The 24,131-nt window shown below is 30.4% G+C and carries 24 protein-coding genes and 1 other RNA gene; 10 read left to right on the forward strand and 15 right to left on the reverse strand.

The genetic code is table 11. The features are described from left to right. The first annotated feature begins 85 nt into the window (after nucleotides 1-85). A complete protein-coding gene (gene cysK, locus GQR92_RS07910) occupies nucleotides 86-1,000 on the forward strand; it encodes a cysteine synthase A (RefSeq protein WP_158838594.1) in 915 nt (304 codons plus the stop codon). A gap of 193 nt (nucleotides 1,001-1,193) precedes the next feature. Beyond that, nucleotides 1,194-2,063: a cation diffusion facilitator family transporter gene (locus tag GQR92_RS07915; RefSeq protein WP_158838595.1), complete on the forward strand. Its 870-nt coding sequence runs from the start codon at nucleotides 1,194-1,196 to the stop codon at nucleotides 2,061-2,063. 62 nt (nucleotides 2,064-2,125) lie between these two features. Here the strand turns inward: GQR92_RS07915 and ftsY are convergent, their stop codons facing one another. The 8 genes from ftsY to GQR92_RS07955 all read right to left on the reverse strand — a co-directional run bounded on the left by ftsY (nucleotide 2,126) and on the right by GQR92_RS07955 (nucleotide 8,059). Next, the gene (gene ftsY / locus GQR92_RS07920) at nucleotides 2,126-3,079 is read right to left on the reverse strand and encodes a signal recognition particle-docking protein FtsY (protein WP_158838596.1); all 954 of its coding nucleotides are present in this window, start codon (nucleotides 3,077-3,079) and stop codon (nucleotides 2,126-2,128) included. 305 nt (nucleotides 3,080-3,384) lie between these two features. Further along, nucleotides 3,385-3,537 carry a DUF4295 domain-containing protein gene (locus GQR92_RS07925; RefSeq protein WP_158838597.1) on the reverse strand — a complete coding sequence of 51 codons (153 nt, stop codon included), beginning with the start codon at nucleotides 3,535-3,537 and terminating at the stop codon, nucleotides 3,385-3,387. Nucleotides 3,538-3,588: 51 nt separating this feature from the next. Beyond that, entirely contained in the window at nucleotides 3,589-3,771 is a 183-nt protein-coding gene (gene rpmG, locus GQR92_RS07930; RefSeq protein WP_068449915.1) for a 50S ribosomal protein L33, read from the reverse strand. 27 nt (nucleotides 3,772-3,798) lie between these two features. After that, nucleotides 3,799-4,038, reverse strand: coding sequence for a 50S ribosomal protein L28 (rpmB, locus tag GQR92_RS07935; RefSeq protein WP_158838598.1), 240 nt, complete (start codon nucleotides 4,036-4,038; stop codon nucleotides 3,799-3,801). A gap of 166 nt (nucleotides 4,039-4,204) precedes the next feature. Beyond that, on the reverse strand, nucleotides 4,205-5,446 hold the full coding sequence (locus GQR92_RS07940) for a competence/damage-inducible protein A (RefSeq protein ID WP_158838599.1): 1,242 nt from the start codon (nucleotides 5,444-5,446) through the stop codon (nucleotides 4,205-4,207). A 101-nt stretch (nucleotides 5,447-5,547) separates the two neighbouring features. Then, the gene (locus tag GQR92_RS07945) at nucleotides 5,548-6,156 is read right to left on the reverse strand and encodes a fumarylacetoacetate hydrolase family protein (protein WP_158838600.1); all 609 of its coding nucleotides are present in this window, start codon (nucleotides 6,154-6,156) and stop codon (nucleotides 5,548-5,550) included. A gap of 95 nt (nucleotides 6,157-6,251) precedes the next feature. Then, nucleotides 6,252-7,121 carry a formyltetrahydrofolate deformylase gene (gene purU, locus GQR92_RS07950; RefSeq protein WP_158838601.1) on the reverse strand — a complete coding sequence of 290 codons (870 nt, stop codon included), beginning with the start codon at nucleotides 7,119-7,121 and terminating at the stop codon, nucleotides 6,252-6,254. A 98-nt stretch (nucleotides 7,122-7,219) separates the two neighbouring features. Then, nucleotides 7,220-8,059, reverse strand: a complete 840-nt coding sequence (locus GQR92_RS07955) for a 1,4-dihydroxy-2-naphthoyl-CoA synthase (RefSeq protein WP_158838602.1) — start codon at nucleotides 8,057-8,059, stop codon at nucleotides 7,220-7,222. 99 nt (nucleotides 8,060-8,158) lie between these two features. Here GQR92_RS07955 and GQR92_RS07960 point away from each other — a divergent pair, with 99 nt between their 5' ends. Then, entirely contained in the window at nucleotides 8,159-9,286 is a 1,128-nt protein-coding gene (locus GQR92_RS07960) for an alpha/beta hydrolase-fold protein (RefSeq protein ID WP_233270067.1), read from the forward strand. 87 nt (nucleotides 9,287-9,373) lie between these two features. Here GQR92_RS07960 and GQR92_RS07965 read toward each other — a convergent pair whose 3' ends face one another. From GQR92_RS07965 to ffs, 5 genes are all read right to left on the reverse strand, one after another. After that, on the reverse strand, nucleotides 9,374-9,865 hold the full coding sequence (locus tag GQR92_RS07965) for a DNA-binding protein (RefSeq protein WP_233270069.1): 492 nt from the start codon (nucleotides 9,863-9,865) through the stop codon (nucleotides 9,374-9,376). Further along, nucleotides 9,865-11,577, reverse strand: coding sequence for a 2-succinyl-5-enolpyruvyl-6-hydroxy-3-cyclohexene-1-carboxylic-acid synthase (menD, locus tag GQR92_RS07970; protein ID WP_158838604.1), 1,713 nt, complete (start codon nucleotides 11,575-11,577; stop codon nucleotides 9,865-9,867). Before menD ends, GQR92_RS07965 begins: the two co-directional genes overlap by 1 nt. A gap of 284 nt (nucleotides 11,578-11,861) precedes the next feature. After that, a complete protein-coding gene (gene fsa / locus GQR92_RS07975; RefSeq protein WP_158838605.1) occupies nucleotides 11,862-12,515 on the reverse strand; it encodes a fructose-6-phosphate aldolase in 654 nt (217 codons plus the stop codon). A 243-nt stretch (nucleotides 12,516-12,758) separates the two neighbouring features. Next, nucleotides 12,759-13,562: an SDR family oxidoreductase gene (locus tag GQR92_RS07980; RefSeq protein WP_158838606.1), complete on the reverse strand. Its 804-nt coding sequence runs from the start codon at nucleotides 13,560-13,562 to the stop codon at nucleotides 12,759-12,761. Nucleotides 13,563-13,775: 213 nt separating this feature from the next. Next, an RNA gene (gene ffs / locus GQR92_RS07985) (signal recognition particle sRNA small type) lies at nucleotides 13,776-13,874 on the reverse strand. A gap of 176 nt (nucleotides 13,875-14,050) precedes the next feature. On the opposite strand from ffs, the gene GQR92_RS07990 reads away from it, so the two are divergent. The 5 genes from GQR92_RS07990 to GQR92_RS08010 all read left to right on the forward strand — a co-directional run bounded on the left by GQR92_RS07990 (nucleotide 14,051) and on the right by GQR92_RS08010 (nucleotide 20,074). Further along, nucleotides 14,051-14,572, forward strand: a complete 522-nt coding sequence (locus GQR92_RS07990) for a DUF4199 domain-containing protein (RefSeq protein WP_158838607.1) — start codon at nucleotides 14,051-14,053, stop codon at nucleotides 14,570-14,572. A 62-nt stretch (nucleotides 14,573-14,634) separates the two neighbouring features. Then, nucleotides 14,635-15,591 (forward strand): glycosyltransferase family 2 protein, encoded by a 957-nt coding sequence (locus GQR92_RS07995; RefSeq protein WP_158838608.1) that lies wholly within the window; start codon nucleotides 14,635-14,637, stop codon nucleotides 15,589-15,591. Between the two features lie 43 nt (nucleotides 15,592-15,634). Further along, complete coding sequence (locus GQR92_RS08000) at nucleotides 15,635-17,350, forward strand: phospho-sugar mutase (RefSeq protein WP_158838609.1); 1,716 nt, start codon at nucleotides 15,635-15,637, stop codon at nucleotides 17,348-17,350. Next, complete coding sequence (locus tag GQR92_RS08005; protein WP_158838610.1) at nucleotides 17,350-19,179, forward strand: ABC transporter ATP-binding protein; 1,830 nt, start codon at nucleotides 17,350-17,352, stop codon at nucleotides 19,177-19,179. Before GQR92_RS08000 ends, GQR92_RS08005 begins: the two co-directional genes overlap by 1 nt. A 16-nt stretch (nucleotides 19,180-19,195) precedes the next feature. Beyond that, a complete protein-coding gene (locus GQR92_RS08010; protein WP_158838611.1) occupies nucleotides 19,196-20,074 on the forward strand; it encodes a DUF6492 family protein in 879 nt (292 codons plus the stop codon). Here the strand turns inward: GQR92_RS08010 and GQR92_RS08015 are convergent. Then, a complete protein-coding gene (locus GQR92_RS08015) occupies nucleotides 20,071-21,492 on the reverse strand; it encodes a CCA tRNA nucleotidyltransferase (RefSeq protein WP_158838612.1) in 1,422 nt (473 codons plus the stop codon). The two genes, GQR92_RS08010 and GQR92_RS08015, sit on opposite strands and share 4 nt — an antisense overlap. A 340-nt stretch (nucleotides 21,493-21,832) precedes the next feature. Between GQR92_RS08015 and GQR92_RS08020 the strand changes: the two genes are divergently transcribed. Both GQR92_RS08020 and GQR92_RS08025 read left to right on the forward strand, forming a co-directional pair. Beyond that, nucleotides 21,833-22,636: an alpha-1,2-fucosyltransferase gene (locus GQR92_RS08020; protein WP_158838613.1), complete on the forward strand. Its 804-nt coding sequence runs from the start codon at nucleotides 21,833-21,835 to the stop codon at nucleotides 22,634-22,636. Continuing rightward, a complete protein-coding gene (locus GQR92_RS08025; RefSeq protein ID WP_233270071.1) occupies nucleotides 22,633-23,379 on the forward strand; it encodes a glycosyltransferase family 25 protein in 747 nt (248 codons plus the stop codon). Before GQR92_RS08020 ends, GQR92_RS08025 begins: the two co-directional genes overlap by 4 nt. Here GQR92_RS08025 and GQR92_RS08030 read toward each other — a convergent pair. Next, complete coding sequence (locus tag GQR92_RS08030) at nucleotides 23,376-24,131, reverse strand: glycosyltransferase family 2 protein (protein ID WP_158838615.1); 756 nt, start codon at nucleotides 24,129-24,131, stop codon at nucleotides 23,376-23,378. The genes GQR92_RS08025 and GQR92_RS08030 overlap by 4 nt on opposite strands.

A 24,131-nucleotide genomic window follows, 5' to 3' on the forward strand; every position in this document is an offset into this window, starting at 1 on the left:
TGATATTTATCCTAAAAAACATAACTTCGTTAGAGGGAACAAACTGACTTTTAAGAAACAAAACCCTGATAAATAAAAAAACAGTATGAAAATTGACAATATATTAGAATCTATTGGTAACACACCCGTTGTAAGATTAGCTAAATTATTTCCAGATGCGAATGTTTGGATGAAACTAGAAAAAGCAAATCCTGGTGGTAGCATTAAAGACAGAATTGCATTAGCAATGATTGAAGATGCCGAAAAAAGAAACCTTATAAATAAAGACACCGAAATTATAGAGCCAACTTCTGGTAATACAGGTATTGGCTTAGCAATGGTTGCTGCTATTAAAGGCTACAAACTTACACTAGTAATGCCAGAATCTATGTCTGTAGAAAGACGTGCTTTAATGAAAGCTTACGGTGCTAACCTTGTATTAACTCCTAAAGAATTAGGTTTAAGTGGTACAATTGCAAAAGCAAAAGAAATGGTTGCTCAAAATAAAAATTCGTGGATGCCATCTCAATTTACAAATCCTGCAAACCCACAAATACACTATAACACAACAGCTATAGAAGTTGTTAACGATTTTCCGGAAGGAGTAGATTATTTAATTACTGGTGTTGGTACAGGTGGTCATATTACGGGTATGGCAGAAGTTTTAAAAGAAACATTTCCTACCATAAAAGTACTTGCCGTAGAACCAAACGATTCTGCTATTATTTCTGGAGATAAACCAGGACCTCATGCATTACAAGGTATCGGACCCGGTTTCTTCCCAGAAGTATTTAATACAGATTTAATTGATGGTGCTATTAGAATTACCAAAGAAGAAGCTTTTACAGAAGTAAGAAATATAGCAAAAACAGAAGGTATTTTAGTTGGTATTTCTACAGGAGCATCTTTAGCTGCGGTTAGAAAACAACTGCAATCTTTAAAAGGAGAAGAAACAATACTAACCATGAATTATGATACTGGTGAACGTTACCTTTCTATTGATGGTCTTTTAACAGAATAATACATTTAGAAGATATTAAAACCATTAGATAATACAGAACCTAAAGCCTCACAATTTTGTGAGGTTTTATCTTTTAAACAAACCTTATAAATCTTTTTTTAAGCTTGAAAAAGTTAACTTTGCTGCTTCTACTTAACTCTATTGATAATTATTCTTATCTAAACTAGCATTAGATACAACCATAAAAATTAGAATGACAAACGAAGAAAGCGCCATAAAGACAACTTACTTTAGCCTTGTATCAAATTTTATTTTAGCAATTATAAAAGGTCTTGCAGGTTTTTTTGGTAATTCTTATGCGCTAATTGCAGATGCTATTGAATCTACCACAGATATTTTTGCCTCATTTTTAGTTTTATTAGGTTTTAAGTATGCAAAACGTCCTGCGGATGAAAATCATCCCTATGGTCACGGAAAAATAGAACCTTTAATTACATTTGCTGTTGTTGCTTTTTTAGTTATTTCTGCAACAATCATCGCCTATAAAAGTATTTTAAATATTCAAACACCACATAAGGTTCCAAAATCTTGGACTTTAATCGTATTGGCGATCATCATAATTTGGAAAGAAATTTCATATCAAGTTGTAATAAAGAAAAGTAAAGAAACAAAGAGCACATCCCTTAAAGCAGATGCTTGGCATCATAGAAGCGATGCCATTACGTCTATAATGGCTTTTATTGGTATCTCCATTGCCATTCTATTTGGTAAAGGTTATGAAACTGCTGATGATTGGGCTGCATTATTTGCTGCTGGTTTTATTTTATACAATAGCTATTTAATTTTAAGACCCGCTTTAGGAGAGGTAATGGATGAACAACTTTATGACAGTCTTATCATAGAGATTAGAAAAAAATCGATAAAAGTACCTGGTATATTAGATACCGAAAAATGTTTTATCAGAAAATCTGGAATGAAGTTTCACGTAGATTTACATGCCATTGTAGATAGTGAGATTTCTGTAAAAGTAGGACATGATATTGCACACCAATTAAAAGATTATTTACAATCAGAAATACCAAACTTAGAGCATGTATTAATACATATTGAACCGAATAGATAAAAAGAATCCCTGTGTATTAAAAATACACAGGGATCTATAAATTTTAAAAAGATAATAAGTTCTTATTTAAAGAAAGAATCTACAAATTCGTATTTATTAAATACTTGTAAATCATCTATTCCTTCTCCTACTCCAATGTATTTTACAGGAATTTTAAATTGATCTGAAATACCTATTACAACACCACCTTTTGCAGTACCATCTAATTTGGTAACGGCTAGAGAAGTTACTTCTGTTGCCAAAGTAAATTGTTTTGCTTGCTCAAATGCATTTTGTCCTGTAGAGCCATCTAAAACTAATAATACTTCATGTGGAGCATCTGTAACCACTTTTTGCATTACACGTTTAATCTTTGTCAACTCATTCATTAAATTGACTTTATTATGCAAACGACCAGCGGTATCTATAATTACAACATCTGCATTTTGAGTAACGGCAGATTTTAAGGTATCGAATGCTACAGAAGCAGGGTCAGAGCCCATTTCTTGGCGCACAATTGGCACGTCTGTTCTGTCTGCCCAAACTTGTAATTGATCTATTGCTGCAGCTCTAAAAGTATCTGCTGCTCCTAAAACAACCTTTAAACCTTGTTTCTTAAACTGACTTGCTAATTTACCAATAGTGGTTGTTTTACCAACGCCATTTACACCAACAACCATTATTACATAAGGTTTTTTACCTTCTGAAATCGTAAACTCGGTTTCATTACCAATATTGGTTTCAGACAAAAGTCCTGCAATTTCTTCTCGAAGAATTTTGTTTAACTCATCTGTACCAACATATTTATCTTTAGCAACTCTAGCTTCAATTCTATCAATAACTTTAAGAGTTGTACTTACACCAACATCAGATGCTACTAAAATCTCTTCTAAATTATCTAAAACATCATCATCTACTTTAGATTTACCTGCAACTGCTTTTGTTAACTTACCAAAAAAACTTTCTTTAGACTTTTCTAATCCTTTGTCTAAGGTTTCTTTTTTTTCTTTTGAAAATATTCTTTTAAAAAAACTCATTTTTATTTTTTATACTATATGACAATACGTTAAAAAACGTGCCACATGTTAGGTTTGGTCAAATTGTCACTTAAAAGCTTGCGTTAGCGATTGAAATGGCATCCTTTTCTTTTAAAAATTATTACTTCTTTTTTAAGTAAAAGGTTGTCATTTAAAGGTAAAACGCTCTTTGCTATAACAGTATAAGAAAAGATATAATGTAAAGCGCGACCTTTAGGTAACGCCCAAAAATACGCAATTATAAGGCACAAAAAAAACTACTTTCTAAATTAGAAAGTAGTTTTATATATTTTGTGTAGTAAAAATTACTTTTTAGCTAAAAAAGCATCTACTTTTTCTGGTTGCATAATTGACTCTACAAATGTGTAAGCTCCTGATTTTGGAGATTTTACCATTTTGATCGCTTTACTTAATCTTTTTGAAGATGTTTGTAAAGATGCTACTGTTTTTTTTGCCATTGTCTAAGTTTTTTAATCTATGTGCTCTATTCTGAGTTCTAGACAGTTTAATTATTTAATTTCTTTGTGAACAGTCATTTTCTTTAAGATAGGATTGAATTTTTTAATTTCCATTCTATCTGGAGTGTTCTTTTTGTTCTTTGTTGTAATGTATCTAGAAGTACCTGCTTTACCAGAAGCTTTATGCTCTGTGCATTCTAAAATTACCTGAACTCTGTTTCCTTTTTTTGCCATCTGTATAAAATTTTAAATTGCTTGAGCTTATTTAGTTAAAAATCCGTTAGCTCTCGCGTCTTTTATAACTGAAGAAATTCCTTTCTTGTTAATATTTTTTAATGCAGAAGCAGAAACTTTTAATGTTATCCATTTATCTTCTTCTGGGATATAAAAACGCTTGGTCATTAGATTAGCGTCAAACTTTCTCTTAGTTCTATTTAAAGCGTGAGATACATTGTTCCCAACCATTGCTTTTTTTCCTGTTAATTCACAAACTCTAGACATCTTTTCGACAGTATTTATAGTGTTATCTCTAAACGAGGTGCAAATATACAACTAATTCTAAATCTGAACAAAACAATTTTTATAATTTTTTAATTTTATTTACCAAATACTCCTAACTTATTAAAAATGAATGTTTTTACACTCGTTTTATACAAATAAGCAATAATTACAATAATTCTTTATAAAGCATTTCTAAAGCTTTACTTACAGTTCTATTGATTACCTTTTCTCTTGGTTGCCCAAAATTAAATTCTTGTACAACTTCTTTTTCATCAGATATTAGAGCAATATAAACGATTCCTACACTTTTATCTGTGTTATCTGTTGTTGGACCAGCATTACCTGTTACGGCAATTGCATAATTTGTTTGCAATTTTCTTTTAGCCCCTTTTGCCATTTCTAAAGCAACTTCTTTACTTACTACTGAATATATTTTAATAGTTTCTTTAAAAACATCTAATTGACTTATTTTAGTTTCTGCTGAATAGGTTATAAAACCACCTTTAAAATAGGCAGAAGAACCTGGTACAGAAACTAAATTTGCAGCTATCTGTCCGCCTGTTAAACTTTCTGCAGTAGCAATAGTTTGTTCTTTTTTCGTTAACAACTCGCCTACTCTTTTTTCTAAAGAACTATCATCATCTATACCGGTAATAATTTCTGGTATTAGTTGATAAATGGCAGCTACTTTTTCATTTAACTCTTTTTCTAGAATTTCTTTTGTATCGCCTTTGGCAGATAAACGCAGCCTAACTTTACCAAATGATGGCAAATAGGCTAACTTTATATAAGGTGGTAAATTGTTTTCAAAATCTTCAATTCTTTCTGCAATCATACTTTCTCCAGCTCCATACGTCATAATTGTTTTATGGATGATGAAGGGCAGTTGAAATTGTTTTTGAATTTTTGGTAAAACTTGATTGGTAATTAAACCTTTCATTTCATACGGAACTCCTGGTAATGACACAAAGACAGTCTCATTTTCATAAAACCACATGCCAGGTGCTGTACCAAAACTATTTTTTAATAAAGTAGCTTTTGATGGTAATTGTGCTTGATATCTTTGAATTTCTTTAAATGGATGACCAATTTTCTGAAACATCTCTTTAATATGAGCAATCACTTCTGGATATTCTATTAGTTGATCATCATTAAAGAATTTTGCAATTGTTTTTTTGGTGATATCGTCTTTTGTTGGCCCTAAACCTCCTGTTAGAATAACAATATCTACTCTTTCTTGTGCTTCCTTTAAAGCATTTAGAATATGTTGCTCGTCATCTTGGATGGAAGTTATCTGATAAACCGAAACTCCAATTTTATTTAATTCCTGACCAATAAATTGCGAATTTGTATCTACAATTTGTCCGATAAGAATTTCATCTCCAATAGTTATAATTTCTGCTTTCATTGTCTGTTTTTAAACGCAAAGGTTTCAGAGTTTTTGCAAAAACCTCAAAGAATTATTTCTTTGCGAACGCTGCTTATTCTTTGCGTACTTTGCGGTTTAACCTATTTTACTCTAATATTAAAAGCTTCTTTACCTTCAATTACTCCTTTTAAGTTATCGTTTTCTACAACTTTTCCAACACCTGCGGGTGTACCTGTAAAAATGATATCTCCTTTTTTTAAGGTGAAATATTGAGAAACATAAGCAATTAATTCATCTGTTTTCCACAACATTGCATTTGTGTTTCCGTCCTGAACAATTTCATCATTTTTATATAATTGAAATTTTAAGTTTTCCAAATCAAATTCTTCCTTCGGATAAAACTCTCCAACAACGGCACTTCCATCAAATGCTTTTGCTTTTTCCCACGGTAATCCCTTTTCTTTGCATTTTGCTTGCACATCTCTTGCTGTAAAATCGATTCCTAAACCAATTTCATCATAATATTTATGAGCAAACTTTGCATCAATATGTTTACCTACTTTATTTATTTTTACCAAAACCTCTACTTCATAATGAACGTCATCAGAAAAAGGAGGAATAAAAAATGGATTTTTTCTTGGTAAAATTGCCGAATCTGGCTTTAGAAAAACAACAGGATTTTCTGGTCTTTCATTTGCCAATTCTTCGATGTGTTTTGCGTAATTGCGCCCAATACAGATTATTTTCATTTATATACGTTGAAAATTAAATGATTCAAAATTTATAATTAAAGTAGGTTTTAATTCTAAACTGCCAACTCCAACTGAATTACTGCCTACTTTTTTTATTCTCCTGCTTCTGGAAAAACAATTGCTCTATTTCCTGAAACAATGATCTGATGATTTAAATGGTTTTTTACAGCTCTTGCCAAAACCAATTTTTCTATATCTGCACCAATTCTCTTTAAAGTTACTGGTGTACTTTCATGCGTTACTGGTTTTACATCTTGCTCTATAATTGGACCTTCATCTAAATCTACCGTTGCATAATGTGCCGTTGCGCCTATTAACTTCACTCCTCTTTCATACGCTTTTCTATAAGGATTTGCTCCTTGAAAAGCAGGTAAAAAAGAATGATGAATATTGATGATTTTCTCTGGATAATGATTGATAAAATCTGCTGATAAAATTTGCATATATCTTGCCATAATAACCAAATCTATTTCGTTAGTATCTAACAAATCTTTAACTTTAGCTTCCTGCTCTAATTTGGTTTCTTTTGTTACAGGTAAATAATGAAAAGGAATATTAAACATTTCTGCAATATATCTTAACTTATTATGATTACTAATAATCATTTTTACAGTACAATCTAATCTTCCTTCTTTAGATCGCTCTAACAAATCATACAAATTATGACTTGTATGCGAAACCATAATGGCTACATTTTGTTTTCTATCATCATAATTTACAGACCATTCTATATCTAAAGGAGTTGCCAACTCTAAAAAACTACTTTCTAACTCTTTTTTAGAAAGCGTGGTTCCATCCGCGTTTAAGCGAACTCTCATAAAATAAGTGTCTTCAATAGCATTTACATACTGTTGTGAGCTTACAATATTGAATCCTTTTTCATAAAAAAAACTGGTAATTTTTGCTACCAACCCTTTTTGATCTGGACATTTTATTAAAAAAGAAACTACTTGTGATTTCATTGTTTATTCAAAATTTAAATGTTCTCGATACAAATTTATTCATACTTCATAAATTCACTCGAACTGACAAACTGATACTGTTAACTGAATACTAAAACCTATGGTATCCATTTTTTAGGAAAGTTTGGTTTTCTTTTTTCTAGAAAAGCATCTCTTCCTTCTTTAGCCTCATCCGTCATATAAGCAAGTCTTGTTGCTTCACCAGCAAAAACTTGTTGCCCAACCATTCCATCGTCTGTTAAGTTCATAGCGAATTTTAACATTTTTATAGAAGTTGGAGATTTTTCTAAAATTTCTTGTGCCCATTCATAAGCAGTAGATTCTAATTCTTCATGCGGAATAACAGCATTTACCATTCCCATATCATACGCCTCTTGTGCTGAATAATTTCTTCCTAAAAAGAAAATTTCACGGGCTCTTTTTTGTCCCACCATTTTTGCCAAATATGCAGAACCATAACCACCGTCAAAAGAAGTTACATCTGCATCTGTTTGTTTAAAAATAGCATGTTCTTTAGATGCCAAAGTTAAATCGCAAACAACATGTAAACTGTGTCCGCCACCAACTGCCCAACCAGGTACTACCGCAATTACTGCTTTTGGCATAAACCTAATTAAACGTTGTACTTCTAATATATTTAATCTGTGGTAACCATCATCGCCAACATAACCTTGATGTCCACGTGCTTTTTGATCTCCGCCTGAACAGAACGAATAAACTCCGTCTTTTGTACTTGGTCCTTCCGCAGAAAGTAGCACAACACCAATGTTTACATCTTCGCCAGCATCATAAAATGCATCGTATAATTCTTTGGTTGTTTTAGGTCTAAAAGCATTTCTAACATTAGGTCTATTAAATGCTATTCTTGCCACTCCATTACACTTTTTATAGGTAATGTCTTCGTATTCTTTAACAGTTTTCCACTCGGGTTGTATCATAATTTTGTATTTTGGACGTTCTTTTAGAAGAACAAAATAATTGGGTACAAAAATAAAAGATTCAAATTTATGATAAAGAAATCGTTCACACTAATATTTATGCTATTTTGCCTTAACGGGTTTGCTCAAAAAATCATAAAAAAAACAATTGCATCTGACTACGCAGATGACCAGAGAGAAATAAAAATCTATTTACCAGAAGGTTATAATGACAAAGAAGAAAAAAACTACCCACTAGCTGTTGTTTTAGATAGTGAGTTTATGTTTGATACTTATGTTGGTAATTCTGTTTTATTTGCAGCAAAAGACAAAGCTCCAAAGCAAATTGTTGTAGGTATTGATATGGCAAAAACTAGAAAAAAAGACACCTATTTTAATATTACAAACGGAGAATTAACAACAGATAACAAAAAGTTTTATCAATTTATAAAAGATGAAGTTATTTTAAATATAGAAAGCACTTACAAAACATCTCCTTTTATTACACTTGTAGGCGAAGGTACTTCTGCAAACTTAGTTTCTTATTTTTTAGGAGAAAAAGCTCCGTTTATCAATTCTTATATCTGCATAAACCCTACGTTTTCAGATTTTATTGGGCAACAAATGGAGTCTTATAATTTACCTAGATACCTAAAAGAAGACAATACTTTTTACTTATACATAAACAACGCTACCTCTTTTTCTGCTGCTAAACAGACACAAATAGGAGAATTACAAACTCTTTTAAATTCTGTAGAATTAAAAAACTTTAATATTATAAATGACACTATACAGACGTCAAGTAGTATTTCTGCTATGAGCGAAGCAATACCTAGAGCTTTAAACCAAGTGTTTCAAGTTTATTCTGCTATTTCTAAAGAAGAATTTAATGAAAACATAAAAGATTTATCGCCTGCAGATGCTATTGCTTATTTAGAAAATAAATATGTAGAAATAGAATTTCTTTTCGGAAGTAGCTTAGACATTAGAGAAAACGATGTGTATGCGGTAGAAAAAATAGTTATGGAAAAAGAAAACGGAAATCAGTTACTTCCGTTTGGTAAAATGATTTTAAAACTATTTCCCAACTCTCCTTTAGGCGACTATTATATTGGTAAATATTACGAAAAAGGAAAACAAATTAGAAAAGCAATCTTACAATATAAAATAGGCTATGGTAAAATGGATCCTGCAGACCCAAATGCCGATAAATTTTATGACAATATTTTAAGACTTGGTGGGAGATAAAAAAAGTAGGCAGTAGGCTAAATTAAAAATTCTATATCTAAAAAACATTTTTACTGCCTACTGCTAACTGACGACTGAATACTTATGTTACACCAACTCTATTCTATCTTCTTTAATTAAAATAAGTTTCTGTCTATATAAATTTCCAACTGCTTTTTTAAATGCTTTTTTACTCATTTTCATGTGAAAACGAATAGAATCTGGAGAACTTTTATCTGTTAATAACAAAAAGCCTTCTCTACTTTCTTTTAACTTAGTAAGCACTTTATCTACGTCAGAATCAATTACGTTTCTAAAACCTTGTGGACGCAAAGAAACATCAATTTTTCCGTCTTCACGGATTTGTTTTATGTAACCAACAACTTCCATATTCTCTTCTAATTCCTGAAAAACTTCACTTCTAAAAAGCAAACCATCAAACTCTTCATTAATTAAAACAGTGTAACCTAAACCTGTTTCTGTTTCAATGACTAAGTTTACTTTATCGCCTTCTTTTAAGTACATATCTACCTCCTCCGAATTATTTTCGTCTTCTTGTAAATTTTCTTCTCCTTCGTATAAATCTTCTTGTGAATCCATTATTGTATATATTTAAAATATGCTTTTAAAATTAAATCATTTTCTTCACTTGGCGTAAAGATTTCTAATATTTTTGGTTTTTTCGTAAGTACTGAATTTATTTCAGTATCTGTTTCATAAAAACCGTCTAATTGTTCTTGTACTGTTTCTGTAGAATCTGCTTTTAAATAATCGAAATTATACATTTTACATAAATGTGCTGCAGTTAAAGAATGCGGAGTTTCAAAATATTTAGCAGCGTTTGTGGTTCCTGGTCCTGGAATAATTTTAAAAATTCCGCCACCAGAATTATTAATTAAAATAATTCTAAAGTTTTTAGGAATAGCAGCATTCCACAACGCATTACTGTCATAAAAAAAACTAATATCTCCTGTTATAAAAACAGTCTGATTTTTAGCCGCAAAAGCCGCTCCAATAGCCGTACTTGTGCTACCATCAATTCCGCTTGTTCCTCTATTACAATAAACATTGTTTGTTTTATCTATAGAAAATAATTGCGCGTATCTAATAATAGAACTGTTGCTAATTTGCAACTGACTATTAGTAGGCACACTTGCTATAATTTGCTCAAAAACTTTAAAGTCAGAATGTGTTGTTTTTGATAAATAGGCAGTATGTTTCTCGCGCTTCTCATCACGAAATTGCAACCATTTTTGCTGATAGTTACTTTCTTTTTTTACGATTGTTGTGTTAAATTTAGAAAAGAAATCTACAGGTTCTATTTGAATAAATTCTGATAAACAAAAAAACGTGTTCATTGCTTTTTTCTTATCAATATTCCAATGATGTTTTGGTGGATATTTTCTTAAAAACTGCTTTACCTTTTTAGAAACAATCATTCCTCCAAAAGTGATTAACACGTCTGGTTTTAAATCTATAAACTGAGTATCGTCTAAAGAAAAAATTAATTGATCTATAGAATCGATTGCTTTCTGTTGATGTAAATTAGAAGTCGTTTCTGTTAAAATTAAAACAGAAGTATCATCTGCATAAAAATCCATTAATTGATGTAGTTCTTCATCCGGATAATTAACTCCAACAAGAATCATTTTCTTTTCGGCTGCATTCCAAATTGAAGCTAGTTTTTTATAATCTGTATCGTCATTACGAGGAGTAAACAACGAAGTAATCTCTTCAAAAGATTGCTTCACTTTGTTTGCAATGACCGTATCAATTGTAGAAACAGTTTCATACAAAGGCTCATCAAACGGAACATTTATATGGACAGGTCCTTTTTGCGAAATCGCTATTTGCAAAGCCTCACAAATGAGTTTTGAGTTCTCGACAGCACTCGAACTGACAACTTCATCAATTAAATTGGCAGAAAACAAAATATGGTTTTCAAAGACATTTTCTTGTCGAATGGTTTGTCCGTCTCCAATATCAATTAAATGTTTTGGTCTGTCTGCAGAAATTACCACTAACGGAATGTTGCTATAAAAAGCTTCTGCAATTGCAGGATAATAATTTAACAAAGCAGAACCAGAAGTACATGAAATTGCTACAGGTTTCTGAGTTTGTTGCGCAATACCCAAAGCAAAAAAAGCAGCACAACGCTCGTCTACCACACTTAATGTTTCTATTTCTGGATGATTAGAAAAACCAACCGTTAAAGGAGCATTACGTGAACCTGGAGAAATAACAACCGTATCAATATTAAATTGACTACATGCTGAAATTACAATTTGTGCGAGTTCTTTTTTAGGGTACATTTTTTAAATCTTTTTTAAGATTTAAAAGTTGTTAGTTTTCAGTTCTTAGTTTTTAGTGAGGTTCTAAAACTAAAAAAAACTAAAAACCAAAAACCGTTTTTAATTTTGTTATTAGCTAATAAATAAGCTTAGCCCTGATTGAAACGATATCCTTTTTGCTTTTTCTGCAAAAAGATAAAGTGTAAAGCAGGAAATAGCTTCTTATTATTTTTAAAATTTTAGTTGTTGATTTTAAGTTAAGAGTGGATACTAAAAACTAAAAACCAACAACTAAAAACTATACGCTAGTTTCCTTTTTTGTAATCTGCTAAAAATGTAGCTAAACCACTATCTGTTAATGGGTGTTTTAACAAACCTTCTATTGCACTTAAAGGTCCAGTCATAACGTCAGATCCTAATTTTGCACAGTTAATAATGTGCATTGTATTACGTACAGAAGCTGCTAAAATTTGAGTTTCGAAACCGTAATTGTCATAAATTAAACGAATTTCTTTAATTAAATTCATTCCGTCTGTAGAAATATCGTCTAAACGACCAATAAATGGAGAAACATACGTTGCACCTGCTTTAGCAGCCAATAAAGCCTGACCTGCAGAAAACACTAACGTTACGTTTGTTTTAATCCCTTTAGAAGAAAAGTATTTACACGCCTTTACACCGTCTTTTATCATTGGTAATTTTACCACAATCTGAGGGTTTAAAGCAGCTAAAGCTTCACCTTCTTTTACCATTCCGTCAAAATCTGTAGAAATCACCTCTGCAGAAACATCACCTTCTACCAAGTTACAAATTTCTTTGTAATGGTTAATAATGTTTACTTCGCCAGTAATACCTTCTTTAGCCATTAAAGATGGGTTTGTAGTTACACCGTCTAAAATACCTAAAGCTTGCGCTTCTTTAATTTGCTCTAAATTTGCAGTATCAATAAAAAATTTCATTTGTATATATTTAGTTGTAATTGTTCTGTTTTATTTGGGCGTTCGAGCGGGCTTTTCGCTGCAATCTTTTTTAATTTGTTCTCGATACAAATTTGCCGAAAAAGCAAATTTACTCGAACCGACATTAAAAAAGGATTTCCACTTCAATCCCTAACGCAAAGATAGTTACTTGCCTGTAAGTATAAGAAGTGAAATAAAAATATTTTTTTACTACTTATAAACATAAAAACAAATCTTCTAAAACTATAATTTATAATGATCCATTAAGATTTTCTCATACATTCTGTCTGGTAAAATTCGTTTTAAAACAATAGAAAATTTCTCCATAAAGCCACCGACCTTATAATGAATTTTAGGGTTTTTAGTATTTATAATTTTAAAAATAGCATTTGCCATTTCTATAGGATCCATTCCGCCACTTACGTGCGCATCCATCAAATTTAAATTCATTTGATAATTCTCTTTATAAGCAGAAGTTTCAAAAACCGGCGTATGATATCTTCCGGCAGCAATATTGGTTGCAAAATCTCCAGGAGCAACACATGTTGCTTTAATTCCGAATGGTTTTACCTCCATACTTGTAGCTTCAGTAATCGTTTCTAAAGCTCCTTTTGTAGCAGAATACAATCCCCTGAAAGGTAAGCCCATATAACCAGCAATAGAAGTTACGTTTATAATAAGTCCCGATTTTTGTTTACGCATTTGCGGTAAAGCAGCTTTCATAACATCTACAGCTCCAAAAAGATTGGTATTAAAAACAGCGCGCATTTCATCAGTTGGTGTATCTTCTATGGGACCTGTAATTCCCATTCCCGCATTGTTTACCAAAACATCTAAGCGTCCTTCTTTTTGAATGATAAAATCGATTGCCGAATTAATAGTATCAACCTTTAAAACATCTAAAGCAATTAACGTAAAAGAAAAGTTTTCTGTGTTTTTAGGGTTTCTACTTGTTCCGTATACTTTGTACCCTTTTTCAGATAAAAACGTAGCAATAGATTTTCCTATTCCGGATGAAGCTCCAGTAATTAATACAACTTTAGACATGTGATTATAAAAAGATTGATTTATTAAAAATTTATAGAATACAAACCTAAATTTTTTAATAAAATATTTGAATGCTTGAATTTGGATGCAAATATCTTAAAAGTAAACGAGGGAAACTAAAAAGGAGAAAGTTAATAATTGCTGTAAAAAAGAAAAATTCTGAAGAAATTCAGAATTAAGTTATAAAGATCCTGAAATAAATTCAGGATAAAAAAATGGCAAGCTACCTACATCACACCGCTACAACCTAATACCTTTGCTGCGTTCCCGCCCTGGAGGATTCAAAGGGAGCTAGTTGTGTAGGACTTGCCGCGGCAAATTTACGAGGTTTTTTTATTATGACAACAAAAAAAAGTAATATTTTTTTGTAACATTTTCAACACTCTGAATACTAATGTATTGTTGAGATAAGTTACAATCTTTTTTCGTAAAGTAAAAACTATCAACAATGAAAACAATATATTTGTATCACTAAACTTAAAAAAAATATGGAAAATCAAGCAAACAGTAAAAACATCATACTAACTTATGGTGTATACTTAGGATTAATAGGAGTAATTGTTCACCTAATTCTTTTTGCTGCTGGTAGTTTATTAGAATATCAATGGATAAATAGCCTTATTAGTTTTGCAGCAATGATTGCACTTATTATAATTGGTATTAAAAAGTTTAGAGAAGCAAATGGCGGCTTTATTTCTTGGGGAGAAGGTGTAAAAATAGGTTTAGGAATTACAATGATTAGCGCTGTAATTGCTTTAGTTTATACGTTATTATTTATGACTTACATAGATCCTACTTTTCAACAACGAGCAATAGAGGTACAAGAACAAGCTTGGCTAGATGCTGGTATGACAGAAGAGCAAGTTGACAATGCAACAGCAATGGCTCAAAAATTTCAGACTCCTGGTATTTTATCGGCTATTATTCTTGCCACATCTGCCTTTTTTGGTTTTATAATTTCTGCTATTACTGCAGCTATTATGAAAAAAAATGAAGAAGAAACTTACTAAAACAAAAAAAACATCGTTTAATATTTATATAAATGATGAGTTAAAATTTTTGAATATATAATATGGATATTTCGGTAGTAATACCACTTCTTAACGAAGATGAATCTTTACAAGAATTATACGATTGGATTGCAAAAGTTATGCAATCCAATCGTTATTTTTATGAAGTTATTTTTATAGATGATGGTAGCACAGACAATTCTTGGAAAGTTATAGAAGAATTATCTTCTAAAAATGAAGCTGTAAAAGGAATTCGTTTTAAAAAAAATTACGGAAAATCGCAGGCGTTAGATGCTGGTTTTGAAATGGCAAAAGGTAACGTCGTTATAACTATGGATGCCGATTTACAAGACAATCCAGATGAAATTCCTGAATTATATGATTTAATCGTTAAAGAAGATTTCGATTTAATTTCTGGTTGGAAAAAGAAACGTTATGACAACGTTATCACCAAAAACATTCCATCAAAATTATTTAATGCTGCCGCTAGAAAAACATCTGGTTTAAAACTAAACGATTTTAATTGCGGCTTAAAAGCGTACAAAAACGAAGTTATAAAAGCAGTAAAAGTAAGCGGAGAAATGCACCGATACATTCCTGTTTTAGCTAAAAACGAAGGCTATACTAAAATTGGCGAAAAAGTAGTACAACATCAAGCAAGAAAATACGGAGAAACTAAATTTGGAATGGATCGTTTTGTAAATGGTTTTTTAGATTTAATTACCATTTCTTTTTTATCTAAATTTGGTAAAAGACCCATGCATATTTTTGGTCTTTGGGGAACTCTAATGTTTTTATTCGGTACTACATCAGCATTTTATATTGGAGCCATAAAACTATACAAAGTGTTTAATGGCATTAAAACAATACTGGTAACTGACAATCCTTGGTTTTTTATTGCCCTAACCTCTATGATTTTAGGAACTTTATTATTTTTAGCAGGATTTATTGGAGAACTCATTATAAAAACAAAAAGTAACGAAAAACACTATACGATTAAAGAAAAACTCAATTTCTAAATAGTATATTTGTACATCAATTAAGTAATACAACCTTTATACAATGGATAATATTTTAGACAAAGCAAAACAATGGTTAACAGCTACATTTGATGCTGAAACTCAAACAGAAATTCAAGAATTAATCGCTAATAACCCTGATGCTTTAGCAGACAGATTCTATAAAGACATGGAATTTGGTACTGGTGGAATGCGTGGAATTATGGGCGCAGGAACCAATAGAATTAACAAATACACATTAGGTAGAGCTACACAAGGTTTATCTAATTACTTAATAGAAAATGTAAAAAAAGAACAACGTAGTGTTGTTATTGCTTTCGATTGTAGACATAATAGTAAAAAGTTTGCTAAAGTTGTTGCAGATGTTTTATCTGCAAATAACATAAAAGTATATCTTTTTGAAGATTTACGTGCAACTCCAGAATTATCTTTTGCAGTACGTCATTTAGGTTGTGATGCTGGTATTGTATTAACTGCTTCTCATAACCCGCCAGAATATAATGGTTACAAAGTATACTGGGCAGATGGTGGACAAATTGTTCCTCCGCATGATGGTGGAATTATAGCTAAAGTAAATGCTTTAGATTTCTCTGAAATTAAATTTGATGCAAACGAAAACTTAATTGAAGTTATTGGTAAAGAAGTTGATGATGTTTTTATTGAAGCGTCTGTAAAAAATGGTTCTTTATCTGATAACATTGATAGAAAAAATTTAAAAATTGTCTTTACGTCTTTACACGGAACATCTATTGTTTCTGTACCAGATGCATTGGCAAAAGCAGGATATACAGATGTACATATTGTTGAAGAACAAAGAGTACCTAATGGAGATTTCCCAACAGTAAAATCTCCAAATCCAGAAGAACCAGAAGCTTTAAAAATGGCAACTGATTTAGCAAACAAAATTGGCGCTGATATTGTTATTGGTACAGATCCTGATTGTGATCGTTTAGGTGTTGCAATTAGAGATACTGATGGAAACATGAAATTAATGAATGGGAACCAAACAATGGTTGTTATGACTGAATTTCTATTAAAAAAATGGAAAGAAGAAGGTAAAATCAATGGAAAACAATTTGTAGGTTCTACTATTGTTTCTACAGAATTGGTAAATGATGTAGCTGCAAATTATGGTGTAGACACCAAAGTTGGTTTAACGGGTTTTAAATGGATAGCCAAAATGGTGAGAGATTTCCCTGAACTAGATTTTGTTGGTGGTGGAGAAGAAAGTTTTGGTTACATGGTTGGTGGTTTTGTAAGAGATAAAGATGCAGTTACCGCAACACTTTTAGCTTGTGAAGTTGCTGCCTATGCAAAACAAAACGGAAGTTCTTTTTATGAAGAGTTATTAGCAATCTATGTTAAAAACAGTTATTATAAAGAGCATTTAATTTCTATCACTAAAAAAGGAATGGATGGTGCTGCAGAAATTCAGCAAATGTTGAGTGACATGCGTAATAATCCTTTAACAGAAATTGATGGAGAAAAAGTAGAATCACTTTGTGATTACGATGCATCAACAAAAAAGAATTTAATTACCGGTAAAGTAACAACGATTGATTTACCAAAATCGAATGTTTTAATTTATCAAACAGAATCTGGAACAAGAATTGCTGCAAGGCCTAGTGGAACAGAACCAAAAATAAAGTTCTACTTTAGTGTAAATACTGCATTAGATAATGCTACAAATGCAGATGCAACAGAAGCTGCTTTAGATGCTAAGATTCAAAGAATTATTGAAGAAATGAAATTGAATTAATGGGGTATTTTAAAGACATTTTAAAATATGAAAAAAAGTATAGAAGGTTTACAGTTTTAAACCTTCTATTCAACATACTTTACGCTATTTTTAATGTATTGTCCGTATTAGCTTTTATACCTGTTTTAGGCATCTTATTTAGCACAGATAAAAAGGTTGTAAGTAAACCAACCTACGAGGGGATTACCGGAATTGGAGACTACTTAAAAGAAAGTTTTTATTTCTATATATCAAATAAAATAGAAACTGAAGGCAATATAAAAACACTTGTTTTTATTTGCTTACTATCTGTTTCTTTATTCTTTTTTAAAAATCTATTTAGATATTTAGCTTCTTATGTAATTACCTTTTTAAGAACAGGAATTGTAAAAGATTTACGAGATAAATTATACGAAAAAATTGTAGAATTGCCTATCTCCTACTTTTCCGAAAAAAGAAAAGGAGACATAATTGCGCGTATGACCTCTGATGTGCAAGAGGTAGAAAATTCTATTTTAACATCTATAGAAACCATTGTTAGAGAGCCGTTAACCGTAATTATTGCAATTTCTATTATGCTTTTTATGAGTGTAAAATTAACACTCTTTGTTTTTGTTTTATTACCCGTTTCTGGATTTATAATTTCATCCATCAGTAAAAAATTAAAAGCAAAATCTGCCAAGGCTCAGAAAGAAAATGGTAATTTTTTATCATTTATAGAAGAAACCTTAACCGGTTTAAGAATTATTAAAGGCTTTAATGCAGAGGGCGTAATCGCTAAAAAGTTTAACAACTCTACACTTCATTTTAAACAATTAATGACCAGTGTAATTCACAGGCAAACATTGGCTTCTCCAATGAGTGAATTTTTAGGTTCGGCAACCATTATTGCCATTCTTTGGTACGGAGGAACAGAGGTTTTAGCAAAGACGAGTACTTTGCAACCAGATGAATTTTTAGGTTATATTGTGTTATTTTACACGGTTTTAAACCCTATAAAATTAATTACTTCTACCTTTTATAATATTCAAAAAGGAGAGGCTTCTGCAGAAAGAATTATGACGGTTTTAAATACAGAAAATAGTATTAAAGACAAACCAAATGCTATTGTAAAAGAAGATTTTACCAATAAAATTGAATTTAAAAATATCTCTTTTAAATATAAAGATAATTATGTTTTAAAAGACTTTTCATTAACCATTAACAAAGGAGAAACCGTTGCTTTGGTTGGTCAATCTGGTAGTGGAAAATCTACATTAGCCAACCTAATTACTCGTTTTTACGATGTTAATAAAGGTGATGTTCTTATTGATAATCAAAACATTAAAGACGTTACCAAAAAATCTTTAAGAAATTTAATGGGTATTGTTTCTCAAGATTCTATTTTATTTAATGACACCATTGCAAACAACATTAATTTAGGTACTAAAAACGCAACGGATGACGCTATTTTAGAAGCGGCTACAATTGCAAATGCTGATGAATTTATTCAGAATTTACCAGAAAAATACAATACAAATATTGGTGACAGCGGAAACACACTTTCTGGCGGACAAAAACAACGTTTATCTATTGCGAGAGCTGTTTTAAAGAACCCTCCAATAATGATTTTAGACGAAGCTACTTCTGCGCTAGACACAGAGTCTGAACAATTGGTACAAGTTGCATTAGAAAAAATGATGCAAAATAGAACTTCTTTAGTTATTGCACACAGATTATCTACCATTCAAAAAGCAGATAAAATTGTGGTCATGAAAAAAGGAAAAATTGTAGAACAAGGTAAACATGAAGAATTACTTGCCAAAAAAGGTGAGTATTTTAAGTTGGTTACGATGCAAAGTTTAGCGTAATTAATAAAAGATTACAATGAAATTAGATGTTATTATTCCGATTAAATCGAATTTAGTTTCATTAGCTATTGATAAAACAATTCCTTCTATAATTAAAAATATCTCTTACAATAACATTTATATTATTACTAAAAGAGATAATTTCGAAACTATAAAAAATGCTCTAGGAGATACAGTTATTTACTTAGATGAGAATGAAATTTTAGATGGATTAACTTTAAATAATATCCAAGAATACTTTAAAAAACGGAATGCAGATATTTATAGGGCTGGTTGGTATTTTCAACAATTTTTAAAACTAAGTATTTCTAAATTAAGTTTTATAACGAATTTATATTTAGTCTGGGATGCAGATGCTGTTGCTTTAAATCCGATTCATTTTATTTCAAAAGATAATAAGATTTTCTTAGAGAAAACAAAAGAACATCATAAACCTTATTTTATTACTTTAGAAAAACTTATTGGATTAAAAAAACAAGTAAACTTTTCTTTTATAGCAGAACATTTAGTATTCGATAAAGAGATTGTAAAAGAAATATTACTTAAAATTTCCCAAAAAGAGAATTGGTGGTATGATATTTTAGATAAAATTGATTCCGAGAATTTAGAAAAAAGCGGATTTAGTGAATACGAAACTTATGGAAATTATATTTTTAAATTTTATAAAGACCGTTTTATTATCAGAAATCTTAACAAAACTAGAAAAGGAGTAAAATTTCTTGGAAAACAACCTAGTAAAAAGGGATTAAAATTATTTTCCTACGCCTATGATTATATGTCTTTCGAACAGTTCCATGAAAAACACAAACCATTTCTAATTAAAATAATAGCTATCTTTTTTTCTATAGGTTCTGGAATTATTAAAAAAGGAACAAAAGTTATTTTAGGTTCTTAAATTATTTTTAACCCCAATTCCTTCCCTTTTCTAATCATAAAGTCATAAGAAGCTTGCTTTTCATTAGGAATATCTCCTTCTAAAATTGCTTCTTTTATAGCTTCTTTTATTTGACCAATTTCTCTACAAGGTTTTAAATTAAAAGCTTCCATAATTTCTTCACCTGTAACTGGTGGTTGAAAATTACGTACCTGATCTCTTTCTTCTACCTCTTTTATTTTAGCTCTAACTAATTCGAAGTTTTGATGATAACGCTTAAATTTCTTTGGATTCTTAGTGGTAATATCCGCTTCACACAAGGTCATTAAAGAATTAATATCATCACCAGCATCAAAAACCAAACGCCTAACAGCAGAGTCAGTAACCTCGGTTGCTAAAACAATGGGTCTAGAACTTAGCATCACCATTTTCTGAACAAATTTCATTTTATTATTCAGTGGCATTTTTAATCGCTTAAACAATTTAACTACCATTTTAGACCCTACAAATTCATGCGCATGAAATGTCCAACCTACTTTTTTACTAAATTTTTTAGTTGGAGCTTTCCCAATATCATGTAACAAAGCAGCCCAACGTAACCAAACATCTTCCGTATTTTCACAAATATTATCCACCACTTCTAAAGAATGATAAAAATTATCTTTATGTTTCTGCCCCTCCACTTCCTCTACTCCTTTTAAAGCAATCAATTCCGGAAGAATTTGTTGTAACAATCCTGATTTTTCTAATAATAAAAACCCAATAGAAGGTTTTACTGAAGACAAAATTTTATTCAACTCATCTACAATTCTTTCTCGAGTAATAATTTTTAATCGATAGGCATTTCTAGAAATTGCTTCTAAAGACTCTGTATCAATATTAAAATTTAATTGCGTTGTAAAACGAATAGCACGCAGCATTCTTAAAGGATCATCCGAATAGGTAATATCTGGGTTTAAAGGTGTTTTAATCACTTTATTTTCTAAATCTTCTATTCCTCCAAAAGGATCTAACAATTCTCCAAAATTAGCTTCGTTTAAACTTAATGCTAATGCATTTATCGTTAAATCTCTTCTGTTTTGATCGTCTTGTAATGTTCCGGCTGTTACATCTGGGTTCCTGCTATCTTCAGAATATGATTCTTTTCTAGCACCAACAAACTCAATTTCTACATCATTAAAACGTAGCATTGCTGTTCCGTAAGTTTTAAAAACTTGTACTTTAGGTTTGTTTGGCAATAATTTAGCAACTTGTTTAGCTAACTCAATACCACTACCAACTGCTACGACATCTATATCTTTAGAATTACCTCTTTTTAAGAAAAAATCACGAACAAAACCTCCAATAACATAACTATCTATTTGTAGTTGAGTGGATGCTTTTGATATTACACTAAATATTTCTGATGAAATTGCTTCTTTAAACAACTGTTTCTGCATGAACTATGGTCTTAAAACTTAAATCTAATTACCAATTTTTAAAAACCAGCAAAGCATTATAGATTCTCTTTATTTTGATGCAAATTTACTATATAAAATGCGCCATCCAAAATTGGTTTAACAATTTCTTTAAATGAATTTACATATTAATAATTTTACAATGAGCTGGCTAATTAAAATAAATAGCGATAACCTGTTAGGTTTAAACCAACTTTCCTTTTAATAGCTATTAATTATTACCAAAACACCTTATTCAGACTTATAGATTCTAAAATTATAACAATTAAATTGTATTTTTACACACGGTGAAAATACCACATTCTTATAGAAAAAAGGTAATATGATTGTTGTTAGAATACTTGGTGGATTAGGAAATCAAATGTTTCAATATGCGTATGCAAAAGCTCTTGAAAATAAAGGGTACAATGTAAAGTTAGATCTTTCTGAAATTAAGAAATATAAATTACATGGTGGTTACCAATTAGATAAATATAAAATTAATTTAAAAACAGCAGATTCTTTCTCTACTCTTTTTGCTAAAATTGGATTAAAAAAATCGATCAAAGAAAAAAGCTTATTATTTAATAAAAACCTTAAATCACTAAAAGGTAATGAATACGTAAAAGGATACTTTCAAACTGAAAAATATTTTATAGAAATAAGAGACACATTATTAAAAGAGTTTAGTATCAATCAAAAATTATCTTTTAAGACAGAAATAATTGCTTCACAAATTACAGAATCAAAAAATAGCTGTTCTCTTCATATTAGAAGAGGTGATTATATTTCTGATAAAAAAGCAAATAATATTCATGGAACTTGTAGTTTAGAATATTATAGAAGCGCCATAAGTATAATAAATAAAAAATATCAAGACACACTTTTCTTTGTTTTTTCTGATGATATTACCTGGACAAAAGGAAACTTAAAAATAACAAATGCATTTTATGTTGATGTTAAATCTATACCACATGAAGACATGTATTTAATGAGTTTATGTAACCATAATATTACTGCAAATAGTAGTTTTTCTTGGTGGGGAGCTTGGTTAAATAAAAATAAAAACAAAACTATAATTGCTCCAAAACAATGGTTTGTTAACTTTAAAAATGAAATTGCGTGTAAAAATTGGATAAAAATATGAGTTCATACAAGGTATATTATATCAATTTAGATAAAAGCTTAGAGCGCAGAAATTTTATGGAAAATCAATTTAAAAAACTGAATATTCCACTAACAAGAATGCCGGCAGTATATGGAAAAGAATTACCAGAAGATTTTTTAAAAAAAACAAAAAAACAACATAATATCTTAACACATTATCCATATCTAAATGATGGCGAAATAGGTTTAACAAAAACATATTTCGATTTGTGGAAAATAATTGCGACTCAAAGAGAAGAATTTGCTATAGTTTTAGAAGACGACGCCTTATTAACAGCAGATTTTTTTACAGATATAAACCTACTTTTACATTCAATTACCAATAAAGATTTTTTAGATATTTCTGGAAGAAAGGGGTTTTTAAAATTGAAATCTAATAAATTAATCAGTACTTTTTTAATTCCTTCGTTACAAACAACAGGACAAATTATTGGTAAAACAGCTGCAGAAAAACTTTCTAAAAACCTTACTACTTATTACGCACCAATTGATGTTTTAAAGCAAGATGTTTTTAAACATCAATCTTATGTTTTAACAACTAATAAAACCTATGTAACTAGCAATGATAAAAATGTTGGAGGTACAACCATTCAGCAAAAGAAAATGCCAAAGTTTAAAAAAGCATTAAGAGAAATCATCCGCCCTTTTTGGCAACTAATTTCATTAGTCACCTATAAAACCTATAGGTTTGTGAGAAACTATCTCTTTTATAAAAAAAATTAACTTTCCTTTAGTCCTTTATTTAAAAGCCAAAGTTTTATATATCTGGTTAACACAGAATACGCCAATGTTTTTGCTAAAATAATGCCCGCAAAACCATCTAAAAAACCTAACCTAATTATATAATGAATAAAAAATCTGGCAGGTGGTTTTATAAGGATGTGAAACAAACCAACTTTTTTACCTTGCATATGTAAATCTTTAGCTTTTAAGAAAGCATAATGATGGATTTTAGCAATAAAATGATCATAATTTCTATACCCAAAATGATCTATTTTATGTTTTAAAAAACCTAATTTACCAGTTGTTTTAATTGTTTCATGAACAACACCTGTGTATTTACAATGCTCTTTTAAAAACAAACGAACTACCTTATCTCTTTGCCACCCACAATAATTTATTTTTTCTTCAGCAAAATAAAAAGTTCTTCGCACAAAGAATCCTACAAAATCATTAGGTTCTTTTACTGCCAATAGAATTTCTTTTTCTACATCAGGCGTAACTCTTTCATCTGCATCTAAAATGTAAATCCAAGAATGTTCTGCTTGAGATATTGCAAAGTTTTTTTGAGAAGAAAAATCATCAAACTTTCGTTTGATGATTTTTACATGTAGCTTTTCAGCTATTTCAATAGTTTTATCTGTACTAAAAGAATCTATCACAATAATTTCATCTGCAAAACCTACCGATTTTATTGCATCAGCTATATGAATTTCTTCATTTAGTGTGGGTATAATTGCAGTAATTTTTGTCAT

The sequence above is a fragment of the Polaribacter sp. L3A8 genome (assembly GCF_009796785.1).
Taxonomy (GTDB): Bacteria; Bacteroidota; Bacteroidia; order Flavobacteriales; family Flavobacteriaceae; genus Polaribacter.

Excerpts from the sequence above, each read along its gene's own strand:
- fsa (WP_158838605.1), bottom strand. The coding sequence starts at position 12,515 with ATGAAATTTTTTATTGATACTGCAAATTTAGAGCAAATTAAAGAAGCG.
- ftsY (WP_158838596.1), bottom strand. The coding sequence starts at position 3,079 with ATGAGTTTTTTTAAAAGAATATTTTCAAAAGAAAAAAAAGAAACCTTA.
- GQR92_RS07915 (WP_158838595.1), top strand. The coding sequence starts at position 1,194 with ATGACAAACGAAGAAAGCGCCATAAAGACAACTTACTTTAGCCTTGTA.
- GQR92_RS08010 (WP_158838611.1), top strand. The coding sequence starts at position 19,196 with ATGAAATTAGATGTTATTATTCCGATTAAATCGAATTTAGTTTCATTA.
- menD (WP_158838604.1), bottom strand. The coding sequence starts at position 11,577 with ATGTACCCTAAAAAAGAACTCGCACAAATTGTAATTTCAGCATGTAGT.
- GQR92_RS07940 (WP_158838599.1), bottom strand. The coding sequence starts at position 5,446 with ATGAAAGCAGAAATTATAACTATTGGAGATGAAATTCTTATCGGACAA.
- GQR92_RS08030 (WP_158838615.1), bottom strand. The coding sequence starts at position 24,131 with ATGACAAAAATTACTGCAATTATACCCACACTAAATGAAGAAATTCAT.
- GQR92_RS07980 (WP_158838606.1), bottom strand. The coding sequence starts at position 13,562 with ATGTCTAAAGTTGTATTAATTACTGGAGCTTCATCCGGAATAGGAAAA.
- GQR92_RS08015 (WP_158838612.1), bottom strand. The coding sequence starts at position 21,492 with ATGCAGAAACAGTTGTTTAAAGAAGCAATTTCATCAGAAATATTTAGT.
- GQR92_RS07945 (WP_158838600.1), bottom strand. The coding sequence starts at position 6,156 with ATGAAAATAATCTGTATTGGGCGCAATTACGCAAAACACATCGAAGAA.
- rpmG (WP_068449915.1), bottom strand. The coding sequence starts at position 3,771 with ATGGCAAAAAAAGGAAACAGAGTTCAGGTAATTTTAGAATGCACAGAG.
- GQR92_RS07995 (WP_158838608.1), top strand. The coding sequence starts at position 14,635 with ATGGATATTTCGGTAGTAATACCACTTCTTAACGAAGATGAATCTTTA.
- GQR92_RS07955 (WP_158838602.1), bottom strand. The coding sequence starts at position 8,059 with ATGATACAACCCGAGTGGAAAACTGTTAAAGAATACGAAGACATTACC.
- GQR92_RS08005 (WP_158838610.1), top strand. The coding sequence starts at position 17,350 with ATGGGGTATTTTAAAGACATTTTAAAATATGAAAAAAAGTATAGAAGG.
- GQR92_RS07960 (WP_233270067.1), top strand. The coding sequence starts at position 8,159 with ATGCTATTTTGCCTTAACGGGTTTGCTCAAAAAATCATAAAAAAAACA.
- GQR92_RS08025 (WP_233270071.1), top strand. The coding sequence starts at position 22,633 with ATGAGTTCATACAAGGTATATTATATCAATTTAGATAAAAGCTTAGAG.
- cysK (WP_158838594.1), top strand. The coding sequence starts at position 86 with ATGAAAATTGACAATATATTAGAATCTATTGGTAACACACCCGTTGTA.
- rpmB (WP_158838598.1), bottom strand. The coding sequence starts at position 4,038 with ATGTCTAGAGTTTGTGAATTAACAGGAAAAAAAGCAATGGTTGGGAAC.
- GQR92_RS07965 (WP_233270069.1), bottom strand. The coding sequence starts at position 9,865 with ATGGATTCACAAGAAGATTTATACGAAGGAGAAGAAAATTTACAAGAA.
- purU (WP_158838601.1), bottom strand. The coding sequence starts at position 7,121 with ATGAAATCACAAGTAGTTTCTTTTTTAATAAAATGTCCAGATCAAAAA.
- GQR92_RS07925 (WP_158838597.1), bottom strand. The coding sequence starts at position 3,537 with ATGGCAAAAAAAACAGTAGCATCTTTACAAACATCTTCAAAAAGATTA.
- GQR92_RS08020 (WP_158838613.1), top strand. The coding sequence starts at position 21,833 with ATGATTGTTGTTAGAATACTTGGTGGATTAGGAAATCAAATGTTTCAA.
- GQR92_RS07990 (WP_158838607.1), top strand. The coding sequence starts at position 14,051 with ATGGAAAATCAAGCAAACAGTAAAAACATCATACTAACTTATGGTGTA.
- GQR92_RS08000 (WP_158838609.1), top strand. The coding sequence starts at position 15,635 with ATGGATAATATTTTAGACAAAGCAAAACAATGGTTAACAGCTACATTT.